Origin of the sequence: Aquimarina callyspongiae (assembly GCF_034322225.1) — a bacterium.
In the GTDB taxonomy this organism is placed as follows: Bacteria; Bacteroidota; Bacteroidia; order Flavobacteriales; family Flavobacteriaceae; genus Aquimarina.
Genome location: NZ_JAXLPA010000004.1, coordinates 161,554 through 177,461, shown reverse-complemented (window position 1 = coordinate 177,461; position 15,908 = coordinate 161,554). Strand labels below are relative to the sequence as shown.

Genomic DNA, 15,908 nt, shown 5'->3' with positions numbered 1-15,908 from the left:
TAGTTGTGTTCTAAGATTCAACAACTCCTAATGTATATAACATCTCTAACGTTGGAGATTCACTTCCTCCTTCTGGTTCCAGTGTTATACCAAAAGCTTCAGAATCGTTAGGGTTAGAGAGTGAGAAGATTTTATTTTCATCTTCACCATATTTATCCAAAATACCCATACTGGTTGGAGTAAGAGGATCTAGTTTTAGAGACCATACTTGATATACCTTTCCTGGCGGTGGAGCAGGTAAACCGGCTACATCAATATAAGCTGTTTGAGTTTCTTTGTCCCAGTAAACGGCGGCATATGCTTTAGGATCTACTTCTTGCGGGTTTAACGGTATTTGAATGATGTCTTTATTACGAAGTACACTTAATAAACTTTTAGCTTTAGACAAATCTTCTTCAGCAACATTAATTTTTCCTTCAAGGAGTTGTTGCTCTATCTGATTATTAACGATCTGTTTTCTTAGCTCTCTATTTTTATTTAGTTGTAAAAACAAACCTAGTAGTAACGCTACAGAAGCAGCCCAGCCAATATATGCCGGCCAATTAGTTCGTTTTCGGGTTATTGGGATTACTGTATTGGTATCTTTATTTATTTTATTTTCGATACTGGCAAACAAAGATTCTGGATTATTAGGAGCTAAAGAAGCTGATAAATGTTGTAAAGCATTTTCAATACGTTCAACTTCCTCTACAGCTTCCGGATATTGTTGTAGCACCTCATATACCTCGGCATTCTCTTTATCAGAGAGAGAACCGTAGACGTATAGTTCTAAAATTCCAGATGCTATGTAAGCTTTAATATCCATGTATTACTTATACTTCTAATACTTGTTTTAATTTATCAATACAAATTCTGTTCCTTGTTTTTATCGTTCCCAAAGGAATCTCTAATTCCTCAGAAGCTTCTTTTTGGGTAAACCCTTTAAAAAACAGTAAATCAATTACTTTTTTACAAAGAGGTTCTAAGGTTGCAATATACTTTTTGATACCTATACTATCTATTTTACTAGTGAAGTTAGTTTTATCTTCTAATATATCTACGAAATAATCCGCTGTAAGGTTTTGTGAGGAGTTCTTAAAATTTTTGGATCGCGTTTTATCAATAGCAGCATTGCGTGCTATATTAAGAATCCAGGTAAAGAAACGTCCTTTTTTTTCTGAATAAGAACCGATGTTATTCCATATTTTAATAAAGACATCTTGTACTACCTCTTCAGATAATGCTTCATCTTTAAGAATATTATAGATAATACCATAAACATTCTCAGCATACATATCATAAATACGCTTGAGCGCATTTTGATCTTTGTTTTGTATGGCTATGATGAGTTCTGTGGGTTGCATTTAGCGATTTACTAAAGAAGTTTCGAAGGTACTGTTTTCTTATATCAAAACAAAAAGAGGCTGTTTTCAGACAGCCTCTTTTCTGTATTATAATTTTACTATTGTATTATTCCGCCACAGCTTACTCTGCTTCCGGCAGCTCCTGAAGGTTGAGAGGTAAAATCATCCGTACCTTGATGAACAATGATGGCTTTACCTACGATGTTCTTTTTGTCATCATCGCAACCAATACACCATTCTGTAGTAGCAAAAGTAATATTTCCTTTACCATCAGCACTAGCAATAAAATTACCAATATCACCTTTGTGATATCCTTCTTTAGCACCCCATTTACCGTGAGCTTCCATAGTTGGATTCCAGTGTCCACCTGTAGATTTTCCGTCTGCAGAGCTACAATCAGCTTTTTCGTGGATATGAATTGCATGAGTACCTTCACTAAGTCCTGTTAAATTAGCTACCATATTTACTAATCCTTCGGTTTCAGTAAATGTAACATTACCAGATACTTCACTTTTACTTTTAGGTTCTAGTGCGATTTCTAATGTTTTTGGAGCACTTTCTTTTTTTATAGATGTTTTTGTTTCTACAACCTCTTCTGTTTCTTTATTTTCCGTTTCTGTAGATTCTTTCTTTTCTCCTTTACAATTAAACATTGCTATGCTTAAGATAGTTAGTAATCCCAATTTTAGCGTCTTCATAATTTGATGATTTGTTTGTTCCTTTTTTTATAAACGAAAGATAGTGTAGTTTTAGTTTATGTCAAAGAATTTGACCTAATATTAGCATATATCATACAAACAAGAAAGAATATACTTTTCTGAAGTAATTTGTTGTAAAGATATAATCAAATAATATTAAATATTAATAGTACTCAATTCTGTAATACTAATACCAGAATTTGTATCTGTATTTAATCTGTATTGGTATAACCCGGTTTCTCCTATAGCAATCAAGAGATCACCAGATATGATAACATCAAAAGCACTTTTGTTTATAGAAGTAATTAGACTGGATTCTGTAGGATTAGCGATATTAAAAACTTTAATTTCGTCATCACATACGATCAAAAAATCACCATAAAGACCTAGACCTTTAGGAGAGGTAAGATTTCTCGAGTTTATAAGTACGGGCTCATTGATATTAGTTACATCATAGGTTTCGAGTACATTTATATTGTTTCCACAAAAGGTCTCTGAGTGTAGTGTTACAAATGCATAATTGTCATTAGCTATAACTGGATCACAGGCTGTAAAATGTTGTACACCTGATAATAGTTTAGGAAATTCAGGTATGTCTAATCCGTAAATGAACATTCCGTTTCTGGAGCCGATATAAAGATAATTCTTATAGCTAAAAAGTGTTTCTATATCAAAACCAATTTGAATGGTATTTACTAATACAGGATCCTGAATATTATTAATATTAAATACATTAAGATCCGTATTGTCTACCGTATATAAATATTCTCCTTTAAGAGCGAATTTAGCCAAGGATCCTCCTTTTCCATCCGAATTGACATTCGTATCACTATCAGAATTAGAATCACAACTGAATATAATAAAAGAGGTAAGTATCATATAAATGTATTTTTTCATTTGTCTAAAATTTAATTGATCAATTTCCAATCAACCACAACATTAGTGTTGGGGATATTCGTAGCGTAATATCCATCAGGAGATAATAATTCAGGAAAAGTATTTGTTATACGTTTAGTAAGAAAAAAATCGTGATTCTGTTTGTTATATTGTATAGCAATAAGATCAGTTGCCTGATTTATGTATATGATACTCTCCCGTATCGCCAAGTCAGTGGATCCTGGTACTTCTAGAAATCTAATAGCAATCGGAGCGGTAGGATCAGAATTATCGTAAATATGAAATCCTTTGTTTATGTCATTTATAAAAAGTAAATCCCCGTGAATATAGATTTTACCTGAATTAATAATAGAAATTGGGTTTTTAAGAAGTATTGAATTTTCAAAAGAATTTCTATCCATATGGATGGGTTCATATTGAGAAAAAACAGGATCCTCAATATCATCACAATCTGAAAAAAGAGAACAACAACTATGAAATACAGAAAAAATTAAAAATAATGATAGTACTTTGATGGTTTTCATAGTTTAACTGATTGATCTATAGTTAAAAGATGAAAGAGTTCCTTAAAAGTTGCGTGGAGACTAGAAATCTATTTTAAAGCTTCTTTATTAATTGACGATTATCTCTTATTCCCCTTTTTAAATTTTCAGTAATAATCAGTGCTTTATCAATTCTTGTTTGAGAATTTTTAATTTTCAAGATGTAATAAATAAGGCTTCTTTTTTTTCCGGCTGTTAATGCTTCAAATATTTCAAAAGCTTCATAGTCACTCAACAATACAGCTTCAAACTCTTCTGGCATTTCTACACCATATTTAGAGGTGTCTTCTGATAATTGAACATTGAAATAGTCATTATCAAAAACACCTAATTTCTTTTGATTCTCTTTATTAAAGGTAATGTGATAATTACCGTGAAATTTTTGTAGTGCTGCATGAAAATTTACCACTTTATTCTCAAAAGTGATCTGTACAATGACTCTTTTGTATCCTTTTTGAAGAAAAGATTCAGCAATATTATCCGGAACGATAATACTATGAGAAGATTGTAAACTAGTGTCAAAAGTTGAATTAACCATATTTTTTATATAACTAGTTGATAATTATAGTTTTGAGTTAAAAAGTATGAAAATGATTTTTAAAAACTGAATATAATATTACTTTTTCCAATTTTATCTTCTGGAAAAAACTGTTTAAACTTTTGGAGGTTTGGTTAATCAAAATGATGATAAAAAAGAATTTTAATATGAATTTTATCAATTTTTTCATTTCAAAATTCGACAATTAAACCGTAATTAGAAAAAGGTATTGATGTTTTTTTTAAATCATTAGAAATAAATAGTTTATAAATTTTTTTTTTCAAAACCTCAGTGTTTATAGCAGTTGAATCAATAATTAGTATTTGATATTAAGATTTCATCTTTTATTAAAGAATTTTTAATAAAAATTGATGTTTTAACTCGGTAAATATGAATTTCACATACTTTTAAGTAAATCCTTAAATTTTTACTAATTTTAGGCTACACAAACTCAAATAAAATACAAATGAAAAAAATGTACTCGTTTGCCTTACTGATATTCTTATTGGGGCAAACATTGCTTGCACAGCAAAACATGGACGCAATCGTCCAAAAACATCTTAATGGACTTACTGAAAAAACTGCATCGGATAGTGGTGAACAGTTTGAGTGGAGAGTGACAGACGTTGTTCCTTCGCTTAACCCTGCTATTCAACATGTTTATGTACAGCAGTATCACAAAGGTATTCCTATACAGTATGCAACATATAAGCTTACTGTAGAGCAAAACAAAGTTACCTGGAGAATTGATCAGTTTATCAAAGATGTAGAATCAAAAGTATCTTCGACTAAATCTTCATTAAGTTCTAAAGATGCTGTTATGAAAGTGGTAAGAACTCACAATCTTCCTACTCCTAAGAAAATGGTTGCTATTTCAAAAAAATCTGGTAACGAAATTATTTATGAGGATTCTGGAATAAGCCTTGAGCCTATTAAGGTAGAAAAGGTGTATTGTAAGGATGGAGACCAATTAAAGCTAACTTGGAGAGTAAGTCTTTATGAAAAAGATGGGCAAAACTGGTGGAATACAAACATCGATGCTGCTACAGGAAAAATCTTAGCTGAAGAAAACTGGGTTATTAGCTGTAATTTTGGGACTCCAGATCACAGTGAGCATGGTCACGATTCTATTCTTTTTAATAAAGAATCAGACGTGCCTACTGCAGCATTACCACCAGCACCATTGGCTCCGGATTCTTATAATGTATATCCAATGCCATTAGAGAGTCCTATTCATGGAAATCGCTCTATTATAACAAATCCAGCAAACTCAACTGCATCTCCATTTGGATGGCATGATACTAATGGAAGCGCAGGAGCAGAATTCAATATTACTCGTGGTAATAATGTTTGGGCTCAAGATGATAGTAATGGAAATAACGGAACTGGTTTTTCGCCTAGCGGAGGATCTAGTTTAGATTTTGATTTTCCGGTAAACTTAAATCAGCAGCCTAGTACGTATAGAGATGCTTCAATCGTTAACCTATTTTACTGGAATAACATTATCCATGATGTATTCTATCAATATGGTTTCAATGAAGCTAGTGGTAATTTCCAGGAAAACAATTATGGAAATGGAGGAGCCGGTAGCGATTCTGTAAATGCTGATGCACAAGATGGAAGTGGTACTAATAATGCAAATTTTGCAACACCTGGAGATGGAAGCAATCCTAGAATGCAAATGTTCTTATGGAACAGAACAAACCCAGGAAGAGATGGATCTTTTGATAATGTAATTATTGTACACGAGTATGGTCATGGTATTTCTACAAGATTAGTAGGAGGACCAAACTCAAATGTTTTAGGAGGATCTGAACAAATGGGTGAAGGTTGGTCTGATTATTTCGGGTTAATGCTTACTATGAGAGCTGGTGATACAGGTACAGATGGTAGAGGTGTTGGAGCTTATGTATTAGGGCAAGCTACTGATGGAGCGGGAATTCGTCCTACAAGATATTCAATAGATAGATCTATAAATAATACAGATTATGCAGACATAGGTGGTCTAGCAAGACCACACGGAGTAGGGTATGCTTTTGCTACAATACTTTGGGATATGACTTGGGCATTAATTGACCAAGAAGGATTCGATGCTGATTTTTATAATGGAACCGGAGGAAATAACATTGCTATGGCATTAGTTGTTGAAGGTCTTAAAAATACAGCTAATAACCCTGGATTTGTTTCTGGTAGAGACGGTATTCTTCAGGCAGATAGAGATCTTTATAATGGTCAGTATGAGTGTGTAATCTGGAAAGCATTTGCAGAACGTGGAGTTGGGCAAGATGCTAATGAAAATAATAATGGTGGTTCTAACGGTCAAACAGATCAGACAGTATCATTTGTGAATCCTTGTGACGGTAACCCACCACCACCTCCAGGAGACTGTTCAGGAGATATATCTTCATTCCCATATTCAGAGAGTTTTGAAGGTACTATCGGAGACTGGACACAAGCTAGTGGAGATGACTTAGACTGGACTGTTGATTCTAACGGTACACCTTCTAATGGAACAGGACCAAGTAGTGCAATCGATGGTAATTCTTACATCTATGTAGAAGCTTCAGTAAATGGTACTGGGTATCCTAGTAAAAATGCTATTCTTAATTCACCTTGTTTGAATTTTAGTGGATTGACGAATCCTACCTTAAGTTTCCAATATCATATGATTGGTAGTTCTGTAGGAACATTTAATGTTGAAGCCAGAACAGATAATACAGGAAACTGGACAAGCGTATTTAACAGAAGCGGTGCTCAAGGTACAGATTGGAATGCTGCAGATGTAGATCTTTCAGCTTATGCAGGAGAAGCAAGCGTTCAATTGCGATTAAATGTAGTTACAGGTAGTAGCTGGCAAGGAGATATCACAGTAGATGCTCTTAGCATTAGTGACGGAGGTACTCCACCACCACCAGCTTGTGATGCTTTAAACTTCAATGACTTTACAATCACTCCATTCTCTAACCAGGATGCAGCAGGTGATTTCTCTGTAGGAAGTGGAGGAGCAGCATTATCTTTAACCAACAATACCTGGAAGTACATTGCAATGAACTATACAGTTACAGCAAATACAGTAATTGAGTTTGATTTCAGCAGTACATCTCAAGGAGAGATTCACGCCGTTGGATTTGAAAACGATAATACATTAACATCTACTAGATACTTTAAAGTTCACGGTACTCAAAATTATGGAGTAACAAACTTTGATAACTACTCTAGTGGTACTACTACATATACGATCCCAGTAGGTAATTTCTATACCGGTAGTATGGATCGATTAGTATTTATTAATGATAATGATGGAGGTTCTGGAAATAACTCTACGTTCTCTAACGTGAAGATTTATGAAGGATCTTGTAATGGTTCATTTGCGGCAGTAGATTTTGGACCAACTACACCAATACTTGGAGATGAGGATGAAGGAGCTTTATCAAGTATCACACTTTCTCCTAACCCTGCTAAGGATAGCTTTACTCTTAATGTAACTGGTAATAGTACTAAAGATATTACAGCTACTATCTATAGTATTTTAGGTAAAAAGGCCTCTCAGGTTCAATTAAACCCTGGTGTTAATACATTGTCAGCTAAAGGCTTATCATTAGGATCTGGTATTTATCTTATCAAAATTGAAAGTGAAGGAGAAAAACCAGTAGTACAGAAATTAATAATTCGATAAATACTCGAATATTTATATTAGCTTAAAGTTAAAAGCTGCCTGAAAAGGCAGCTTTTTTACTTTTTATAAAACATATATAGAAGTTTATAACTGATTGTAGAATAGATATATTGTTATCCAAAATCAATATATTAGATATTAATCTAAAATTAATTGATTGTTATCATATTTATAATCTACAGTTACCTAATTTAAGTGTTAATTAAGCTTGTTTTTGGGTAGAACTTAAAGTTTGTTTTTGGGCTATTTTTATCTAAATAAAACTCACTAACTTAATCCCTCTTTCAAAATGAAAAAACAAACAGATACCCCATTATTTTATTACTCAAGATGAAGATTTACTTTTGATTGTAGTAAATCATGTTTATGGTATTTGATATTAGTACGTTTTCTTAAATAGTATAAAGGCAGTGAAATATTCTTTAATACTAAAAAACATTAATCATTAAATTTTTACACAACATGAAAAGAATAATCCTTTTACTATTGTCAGTATTGGCAATGAATTTGTATGCGTCTAATGGTAAATACAGATTAACATTAAGAGGCAATCCAGCAACCTCAATAGTAGTAGGTTGGGATCAAACTTCAGGAAGCAATCCTGTCGTATATTATGGTACAACAGATTTTGGAACGGATTATAGTAGTTATCCAAATTCTAAAACACCGAATAGAACCGTTTCCTATAAAGGAATGAATAACAACTTTGCGCGTTTAACAGGATTAACACCTAATACAGCATATTATTTTGTGATCAGGGATAGTCAAGGTACAAGTGAACGCTTTTGGTTCAAGACTTCGCCATCTGATAATAGCAGGCTTTCTTTTATTGCAGGTGGGGATTCTAGAAATAATCGTACACCAAGACAAAGAGCTAATCGCCTGGTAGCAAAATTAAAACCTCATGCAGTTTTGTTTGGAGGAGATATGACCAATGGTGATAGTAGTTCTGAATGGAGAGAATGGTTTGATGATTGGCAATTAACCATAGCTAGCGATAACAGAATGTTTCCTATTGTTGCAACCAGAGGAAATCATGAAGATAGTAATAATAGTATATATAATCTTTTTGATGTGCCTTCATCAAATGTCTACTATGCTTTAACTTTTGGAAATAATTTGGTTAGAACTTATACACTGAATACAGAAATCTCTATTTCTGGAAGCCAAACTACCTGGTTACAAAATGATTTGAGTGTTAATCCCAATACTGTTTGGAAAATGGCACAGTATCATAAACCTATGCGTCCACACGTTTCTTCTAAGTCAGAGGGGATTAATCAATACAATAACTGGGCACAATTATTTTATGATAATAATGTAAAACTAGTTGTAGAGTGTGATGCACACACCGTAAAAACAACATGGCCTGTGCGTCCATCTACAGGATCCGGAAGCGATGAGGGGTTTGTAAGAGATGATCAAAATGGTACTGTATATGCAGGAGAAGGATGCTGGGGAGCTCCACTTCGTACGAATAATGATAATAAAAACTGGACACGTAATTCGGCAAAATTCAATCAGTTTAAATGGATCTTTGTAGATGAAAATAAAATTGAAATTAGAACGATTAAAGTAGATAATGAATCTCAGGTAGGATCAGTATCAAACAATAATGTATTTGCAATTCCTAATAACTTAGATATCTGGAATCCTTCTAATGGTAGTGTAGTTACTATTAATAATAACAATGTGCCAGATAACCAGGCTCCAACAACTCCTTCTGGCTTAACATCATTTAATGTAACAGCAAGCTCTGTTTCATTAGATTGGAATGCTTCTACAGATAATGTAGCAGTGTCTGGGTATGATGTATACCGAAATAATACATTAATAGGTAGTATAGCTTCTACCGGATATACAATCAATGGATTATCATCTAATACTACTTATGCTTTTAAAGTAAGAGCAAAAGATGCAGCAGGAAATGTCTCTGGATTTAGTAATACTGTAAATGTAACAACATTAGATGGTTCAACTACATTATATACTTTAGGTATAACAACAGTTGGTAGTAGTAATTCTTCACATGCAACTCGTAGAGCAATGCCATATACGATAACAGAAAATGGTATCATACAAAGTGTTTCTATGCATATCGAAGGAGGAACAGGAAATGCTCAACTTGGTGTATATGCAGATAACAATGGAGTACCTGGTAATAAATTAGGACAAACTTCAATTACAGCGGTTAGATCAACAAGAGGATGGCAGACTATTTCTTTAGAAAATCCTGTGACTCTAAATAATGGAGATACTGTATGGATAGCATGGATGTTTTCTAATAACCCAGGTATTGCCTATGTTTCTGGAAGCCCTGGCAGATACCAGGCTACTGGATCCAGTTGGTCTTCGGGAGGAAATAATATGCCCTCTAGTTATGGTTCAGGAAGTCAAAGTAATTATAGATATTCTGTATATGCTAATTACTTAAGAAACCAAACTACTACAACATATACTTTGACAACCAATACAGTTGGACAAGGAACTGTAAGTGGAGGAGGAACTTATACTGAAGGAAGTACTGTTGCTGTTACCGCAACACCTGCATCTGGTTGGGAATTTGATGGATGGAGCGGATCACTTTCAGGATCTAATAATCCTACAAATATCACGATGAACACTAATAAAAATGTTACTGCAACTTTTAGTGAAACTACTGGAGGTGGAGGACAACCAGGAAGTGTAGAAGTCGCAATAACCAGTGGTAGTGATGATGTAGAGGAGAGTCAAAATGGCTCTTTGTATACTAATAGTAGCGATCTTGAAATGGTGTATGATAGCCATAATAGTAACGGTTATCAAAAAATAGGGTTAAGATTTAGATCTGTAGAAATCCCTAAAAATGCGATAATTACTAATGCTTATCTTCAATTTACTGCTGATGAAAGTAACAGTGCTGGAGCTTCTTTAGAAATATCATTACATGATAGTGCAAATTCACCTGCGTTTTCTGGTTCTAATGATGTATCAGGAAGAACTACTTTTACAAATAAAGTGACTTGGAATCCTTCATCTTGGTCTAGAAATGAAAATGGAAATGCTCAACGTTCTCCTGATCTTAAAAACATGGTGCAAAGTTTAGTGAACAAGAGTGGTTGGGTACCAGGTAATAATGTAAGTTTTATTATTAGAGGAATGGGAAACAGTTTGACAAGTACTTCTGCAAAAAGAGTAGCAGACTCTTATGAAGGAGGAGCTAGCAAAGCGGCACGATTGATTGTTGAATATACAACAGCTTCAAAAAATGTAGGTCAACAACTCATAGCAGTAACGCAGGAACAACCTTTTGTTGCGCATCCTAACCCTTTTGATAATACGATTAACATAACATCTTTAGATAGAGTAGGAGAATATACTGTTATGATCTATGATATCAAGGGGAGTGTCGTTCATAAAGAAGAAATTAACATTATTTCAAAAAATAGCGGAATAGTAATAAAACCAAAAGTGAATCAAGCAGGAATATATTTATTATCTGTTAATGATCAACAAGGTAAAGCATTATTTACCCAAAGATTAATTAAGCAATAATCATAGATTGCATATAGCAGGGTTAATGCTTTTATTAACATTATTCGGCGTAATTTTAACCAAAGTTACGCTGAATCTTGCTTTGTAATAGATGTGGTAAATGGATTAGAAACTTCTGAAATGTGACTTAAACAACAATCGTGTTTTTTTTGCATCATATTTCTATATTCAGTAGCAGTTATACCGACATTTTTTTTATAGAATCTCGCAAAATATGCAGGATCGCTAAATCCAACATCATAGCATATTAATGTAATCGTTTTTTCAGAATGTATTAGTTGTATATTGACATCAGTTATAATTCTAGTCTTTATAAAAGCATGAGGTGTTAGTACTCCGAGGTATTTAAAGTCTTCGGAGATACGTTTTGAAGGAATCTGAAGCAATTTTGCATAAAATGATACCTTATGATGTAAAGTATAATATTGATTCACAAGATTAATAAAGTCATACACAATTTGAAAATGATTTTTGTTAGGATGATTTATATATGCTTTACTATTTTTTAAAATTGACATAAGGATATTAGAAGATTCCTTTTTGAATTGTGAAATATCGTTAACTATAGATTTAGAAATTTTATTGTAAAAAAGCATTTGACTTTTCATGTATTTTCAAGTGTTAGAGTATTAATAATTGGTCAATACATTTTGGTATTCCTAATTTAGGGAATATTCCCTGTTTTTATTTTTTTTTGACCTCAAAATTATTATGGATTAAACATAGCTAAAAGCCAGAAATACAAAAGAATATATATGGTATAATTGAAAAAGAAGAATACAGTCAACGAGATATGATGGGATGTTTTTTAAATTAATTATTTAGTAATAATTAGATAAAAAATATAGAAATAGCCTGCTATATATTTATAACCAAATCTTTTAAACCTAAATATTGATGAAAAATAATAGTATAGCGATTGTATGCTTATTAATTAGCGCCACATTTTTTATTGCTTGCCAAACCGAAACTGGTATTCAAGAATCCACCCCAGAATCAACTTCAATAACTAAAAATAACACTGAAGTTAAGAATACAGGTATTGCATTTGATGTATACATTCAATTGGTTGATGAAAATAGTGGTCAACCCGTTTCGCCAGAAACCTTACCAGGATATTATGCAAAGAATTTGGATACAGGAGAATATTTCTATACCTCTCGTTATGAGGTAAATCTTTTTGAGAGCCTTCCTGTAGGTACGTATCGTTTTGATGCTTATGACGGATATTTTGACGGAGCATCCTCAGCTATTGTAGAAGTAGGATTTGAAAATGAAACACCAGAAGGGTGGATTGAGGTGACCCTAAGTTACTGGTCTGAATAATAATAAATGTTGTTTTATACTTATTATAGTGATTAAAAGGGAAGTAACTCATTATGTACACTTCCCTTTTTTTATAGTATTATTTTATTAATTCAGTAATTACTTGGGTTTCGCTGTGCAAAGTTTTATGAACGGGACATTTATCAGCTATCTGAAGAATCCTTTTTATTTGCTTTTCATCAAGCTCTCCTTCAATTTTTATTTCTCTGCGAAAGGTGTCAATCTTAGCAGTAGGATCTTCACAATTTTCACAATCTAGAGCATGTGATTTACTGTAGCTGGTATGTACTTCTACATGTTTTAGGTCCCAACCTTTTCTCGCTACATACATTTTAATTGTCATTGCTGTACAAGCTGATAAACCAGCAGAGACCAATTCGTATGGTGATGGTCCAAAATCGTTTCCACCTACACTTTCAGGCTCATCAGCAAGCATATAATGATTTCCTACTTTCATTTGAGTAGTGAATCCTTCAGTATTACCAAGACTAGCTACCACTTGATGGCTACTTTTAAGCTGAGGTGTCAAAGGTATATCTACATATCTTGAAGACCATCCTGCAATAACGTTTCCAACATATATAGAATCTTCTTTTCTCATTAATAGGTGATCAGCACCATCTAGAGACACAAAACTTTTGGGATGTTTAGCAGCGTGATAAATCTCTTCAGCATTTTTAACACCGACCGTAATGTCTTGTGGAGAATGCATCACTAATAACGCTTTATTTAAATTTTTAGCAACCTGAGGTAATGATTTAGTTTCTAAATCATCTAAGAATTGCTTTTTTATAGTAAAATCTCGTCCGCTTAAATTAATAGTTGCTTTTCCATTGGCTTTAATTTCTTCTATTCCACTTCTTAATAAATGTTGAACGTGTTTTGGATTAGAAGGAGCTCCTACGGTGGCAACAGCTTTTATCGAATCAATTTTTGCTGCTGCAAAAATTGCTGCAGCTCCGCCCAAAGAATGACCAACTAATAATGCAGGAGCTTTATATTCTTTTGCAAGATACTCAGCAGCAACGATTAAATCTTCTACATTACCTGAGAAATTAGTGTCGGCAAAATCTCCTTCACTTTCTCCCAAACCAGTAAAGTCAAATCGCAATACTCCAAAACCTTGAGAGGTTAAGGCTCGACTAATATTACGCACAGCTCCCAAGTTTTTGTTACAAGTAAAACAATGAGCAAATAATGCAAAATTGTGAGGATGTTGATCGGCAGGTAATTCTAAACGTCCGGATAACGTATGTCCTTCTGCATTGGTGAAGGTAATTTTAGTAAGACTCATTTGGTTATAGTTTATATTAAATGTCGAATTTTTTATGGTATTCTAACTTTTTAATTTGGTTAAAAAAAAGTTAAAACACATTCAATTACTTTACCTTAAACCAAAGTGATCGGATTATTTTAATAAAGAGACTAGAGTATGAATTATAACCGAAATCTTGATTGATGAGGTCAGAGAGGCCATAACACTATTACTACTGTTTTATCAATTTTTGATATACCCATGTTTTTTAAGAAATGTATCTATAGCATTTTGAGCTTTATTTTTTATGGCTTTATCTGGATTTGGCCAACCGTCATCAGGTTCAGTAGATGGAGTAAAAAGGTGTCCAACTCCATCATAAATATGTAGTTCAGAATCATTTTTATGAAGAAGCATGGCATTATGAAAAATTTCTGAGCCAGATAAAGGAGTCACAGTATCGGATCGACCAATAACTATAATCGACGGAGGTGTTTTTTTAGAAACGTGTTCTGCGGGAGACAAATTAGCAACCGAGATTTTATCGCCTAACCTCTTTTGAAAGTTTGAATATGACAAAAGGGATAAAGCAGGAGATTTTAGAGCCAATAAATTTGGAGAACTAGAAATTTTTTCATCCGACGCATTAAGATTGTCAAATACTGCGGCACAAGCAGCCAAATGCGCACCTGCAGACCATCCGTAGGCGGCTATTTTGTCTTCCTTTATAGATAAATCATTTGCATTTTTACGCATCCATCGTATCGCAGTTTGAGCATCTAATACAGATTCATAAGGAGTGATATCATTTTTATCGTCCTGAAGTCTGTATTGTACAGAAAAAGCAATTAAACCCATATCGGCAAAATGTTGAGCAGTATCAAAACCCCAAGAAGCCTCTCCTATAGACCAACCACCTCCATGAAATATAACTACTGCTGGATATTGTTCTTTTGCAGAATATGTAGAAGGACGGAAACAATATATTTTTAAATTGTTTTTTTGATCATAGGTGTATTCCTGCGGAATAGGCGTAGTCGAATTAGTTTGCGAAATTCCTTTTGAAAACGGTAATAGCCCTATAAGAAAAAGAATAATAAAGTTTTTCATAACTAGATCATTTTTCATTTCTGATGAACTTCTCAAGTTACGAATTTATTAATAGTAGCACAGTCAAAAAAACGATTTAAAAATATATTGATTTTGACTGTGCTGAACTGATGCTAAAAAGATGTGTCTTTTATAATAACAACAGGAATAATTCGAATTTAAATGTGGGGTAATTATAAGTGTTTATGCTATATGTGCTTCGCAAGGAGTCCATACTTCATCACCATCTTCATCTACAGAGGTTCCGCAATCAAGCATAGCCGTTCCTTCTGGATAATATTGTACAAAACTACAGCTATTTACTTGTGCTGCGGTACATTGATTTCTTCCACCTCCTATTTTAACAAGTTCTTCTCGAGATAGAGTTTTAAAATTTTCGAATCTTTCTAATAAGGTTTTCATGAGTGTATTAATTTTAGATAATAAAAATGTGTTGGGTAATATTAAAGAAAAAATAACTCTTTTTTCCCACCCGAAACGGGTAGTTTTTGTAAGTCAAAACATATAAAGTTTATAGAAGGAGGTATACGATTATCTTTCTTTATATTTTGGAGAAATCCGGATTATCCATACATAAGCAATGATCAATCCTATAATAGAGAATAATACATCCATAGGGTCATATATATTTTTGCCTCCTAAATTATGAAGTTTAAATTCTTGTGTAATGACATATATACCTGCTAAAATAACAGCTAAGAGATAAATGGTTTGCTCCTTTAATTGAGATGCAGGTTTTCTCCATTTTTTATTTAAAATTAATCCTATAGCAGTTAGTGTAAAAGTACCAATAATAGCTTCACATAAATTCGGAAATGAAAATAGAAATGTTTTAAGATAGTCTGGATAATTACCTTGTATAATAGGTTTTCGGATAAACTTAAAAAAAACAAACAATAGAATTATTAATATTTCTATTCTCATTAATTTTGATAAATCTTTCATTTTATGAATAATTCTATTTTATCTATTAGTGCTATAGAATTATA

At 33.0% G+C, this 15,908-nt stretch carries 14 protein-coding genes; 3 read left to right on the top strand and 11 right to left on the bottom strand.

All coding sequences use genetic code 11. The features are described from left to right. Positions 1–10: 10 nt before the first annotated feature. The 6 genes from U0D62_RS17230 to U0D62_RS17205 all read right to left on the bottom strand — a co-directional run bounded on the left by U0D62_RS17230 (position 11) and on the right by U0D62_RS17205 (position 4,018). Positions 11–805: an anti-sigma factor gene (locus U0D62_RS17230; RefSeq protein ID WP_322288568.1), complete on the bottom strand. Its 795-nt coding sequence runs from the start codon at positions 803–805 to the stop codon at positions 11–13. Between the two features lie 7 nt (positions 806–812). After that, a complete protein-coding gene (locus U0D62_RS17225) occupies positions 813–1,343 on the bottom strand; it encodes an RNA polymerase sigma factor (RefSeq protein ID WP_322288567.1) in 531 nt (176 codons plus the stop codon). A gap of 98 nt (positions 1,344–1,441) precedes the next feature. Then, positions 1,442–2,041: a superoxide dismutase family protein gene (locus U0D62_RS17220; protein WP_322288566.1), complete on the bottom strand. Its 600-nt coding sequence runs from the start codon at positions 2,039–2,041 to the stop codon at positions 1,442–1,444. Between the two features lie 156 nt (positions 2,042–2,197). Then, positions 2,198–2,938 (bottom strand): LVIVD repeat-containing protein, encoded by a 741-nt coding sequence (locus U0D62_RS17215; protein WP_322288565.1) that lies wholly within the window; start codon positions 2,936–2,938, stop codon positions 2,198–2,200. 11 nt (positions 2,939–2,949) lie between these two features. Further along, positions 2,950–3,462: a hypothetical protein gene (locus U0D62_RS17210; protein WP_322288564.1), complete on the bottom strand. Its 513-nt coding sequence runs from the start codon at positions 3,460–3,462 to the stop codon at positions 2,950–2,952. Between the two features lie 73 nt (positions 3,463–3,535). Beyond that, entirely contained in the window at positions 3,536–4,018 is a 483-nt protein-coding gene (locus U0D62_RS17205; protein WP_322288563.1) for a YdeI/OmpD-associated family protein, read from the bottom strand. A 466-nt stretch (positions 4,019–4,484) separates the two neighbouring features. Here U0D62_RS17205 and U0D62_RS17200 point away from each other — a divergent pair, with 466 nt between their 5' ends. Both U0D62_RS17200 and U0D62_RS17195 read left to right on the top strand, forming a co-directional pair. Further along, positions 4,485–7,694 (top strand): M36 family metallopeptidase, encoded by a 3,210-nt coding sequence (locus U0D62_RS17200; protein WP_322288562.1) that lies wholly within the window; start codon positions 4,485–4,487, stop codon positions 7,692–7,694. Between the two features lie 462 nt (positions 7,695–8,156). After that, positions 8,157–11,228 carry an InlB B-repeat-containing protein gene (locus U0D62_RS17195; protein WP_322288561.1) on the top strand — a complete coding sequence of 1,024 codons (3,072 nt, stop codon included), beginning with the start codon at positions 8,157–8,159 and terminating at the stop codon, positions 11,226–11,228. A gap of 65 nt (positions 11,229–11,293) precedes the next feature. On the opposite strand, the gene U0D62_RS17190 is transcribed toward U0D62_RS17195, so the two are convergent. Beyond that, complete coding sequence (locus U0D62_RS17190; protein ID WP_322288560.1) at positions 11,294–11,836, bottom strand: helix-turn-helix domain-containing protein; 543 nt, start codon at positions 11,834–11,836, stop codon at positions 11,294–11,296. A 289-nt stretch (positions 11,837–12,125) separates the two neighbouring features. Between U0D62_RS17190 and U0D62_RS17185 the strand changes: the two genes are divergently transcribed. Continuing rightward, entirely contained in the window at positions 12,126–12,554 is a 429-nt protein-coding gene (locus tag U0D62_RS17185) for a hypothetical protein (protein WP_322288559.1), read from the top strand. 79 nt (positions 12,555–12,633) lie between these two features. Here the strand turns inward: U0D62_RS17185 and U0D62_RS17180 are convergent, their stop codons facing one another. The 4 genes from U0D62_RS17180 to U0D62_RS17165 all read right to left on the bottom strand — a co-directional run bounded on the left by U0D62_RS17180 (position 12,634) and on the right by U0D62_RS17165 (position 15,864). Beyond that, on the bottom strand, positions 12,634–13,848 hold the full coding sequence (locus U0D62_RS17180) for a bifunctional alpha/beta hydrolase/OsmC family protein (RefSeq protein ID WP_322288558.1): 1,215 nt from the start codon (positions 13,846–13,848) through the stop codon (positions 12,634–12,636). 204 nt (positions 13,849–14,052) lie between these two features. Beyond that, positions 14,053–14,919, bottom strand: a complete 867-nt coding sequence (locus tag U0D62_RS17175; protein ID WP_322288557.1) for an alpha/beta hydrolase — start codon at positions 14,917–14,919, stop codon at positions 14,053–14,055. Between the two features lie 183 nt (positions 14,920–15,102). Continuing rightward, the gene (locus tag U0D62_RS17170; RefSeq protein WP_322288556.1) at positions 15,103–15,321 is read right to left on the bottom strand and encodes a hypothetical protein; all 219 of its coding nucleotides are present in this window, start codon (positions 15,319–15,321) and stop codon (positions 15,103–15,105) included. A gap of 129 nt (positions 15,322–15,450) precedes the next feature. Next, a complete protein-coding gene (locus tag U0D62_RS17165; protein WP_322288555.1) occupies positions 15,451–15,864 on the bottom strand; it encodes a hypothetical protein in 414 nt (137 codons plus the stop codon). Between the last annotated feature and the right edge of the window lie 44 nt (positions 15,865–15,908).

Bases quoted from the DNA above. Each gene is read 5' to 3' on its own strand.
- U0D62_RS17225 (WP_322288567.1), bottom strand. From the start codon at position 1,343: ATGCAACCCACAGAACTCATCATAGCCATACAAAACAAAGATCAAAAT.
- U0D62_RS17200 (WP_322288562.1), top strand. From the start codon at position 4,485: ATGAAAAAAATGTACTCGTTTGCCTTACTGATATTCTTATTGGGGCAA.
- U0D62_RS17165 (WP_322288555.1), bottom strand. From the start codon at position 15,864: ATGAAAGATTTATCAAAATTAATGAGAATAGAAATATTAATAATTCTA.
- U0D62_RS17195 (WP_322288561.1), top strand. From the start codon at position 8,157: ATGAAAAGAATAATCCTTTTACTATTGTCAGTATTGGCAATGAATTTG.
- U0D62_RS17190 (WP_322288560.1), bottom strand. From the start codon at position 11,836: ATGAAAAGTCAAATGCTTTTTTACAATAAAATTTCTAAATCTATAGTT.
- U0D62_RS17185 (WP_322288559.1), top strand. From the start codon at position 12,126: ATGAAAAATAATAGTATAGCGATTGTATGCTTATTAATTAGCGCCACA.
- U0D62_RS17220 (WP_322288566.1), bottom strand. From the start codon at position 2,041: ATGAAGACGCTAAAATTGGGATTACTAACTATCTTAAGCATAGCAATG.
- U0D62_RS17170 (WP_322288556.1), bottom strand. From the start codon at position 15,321: ATGAAAACCTTATTAGAAAGATTCGAAAATTTTAAAACTCTATCTCGA.
- U0D62_RS17205 (WP_322288563.1), bottom strand. From the start codon at position 4,018: ATGGTTAATTCAACTTTTGACACTAGTTTACAATCTTCTCATAGTATT.
- U0D62_RS17175 (WP_322288557.1), bottom strand. From the start codon at position 14,919: ATGAAAAACTTTATTATTCTTTTTCTTATAGGGCTATTACCGTTTTCA.
- U0D62_RS17215 (WP_322288565.1), bottom strand. From the start codon at position 2,938: ATGAAAAAATACATTTATATGATACTTACCTCTTTTATTATATTCAGT.
- U0D62_RS17210 (WP_322288564.1), bottom strand. From the start codon at position 3,462: ATGAAAACCATCAAAGTACTATCATTATTTTTAATTTTTTCTGTATTT.
- U0D62_RS17180 (WP_322288558.1), bottom strand. From the start codon at position 13,848: ATGAGTCTTACTAAAATTACCTTCACCAATGCAGAAGGACATACGTTA.
- U0D62_RS17230 (WP_322288568.1), bottom strand. From the start codon at position 805: ATGGATATTAAAGCTTACATAGCATCTGGAATTTTAGAACTATACGTC.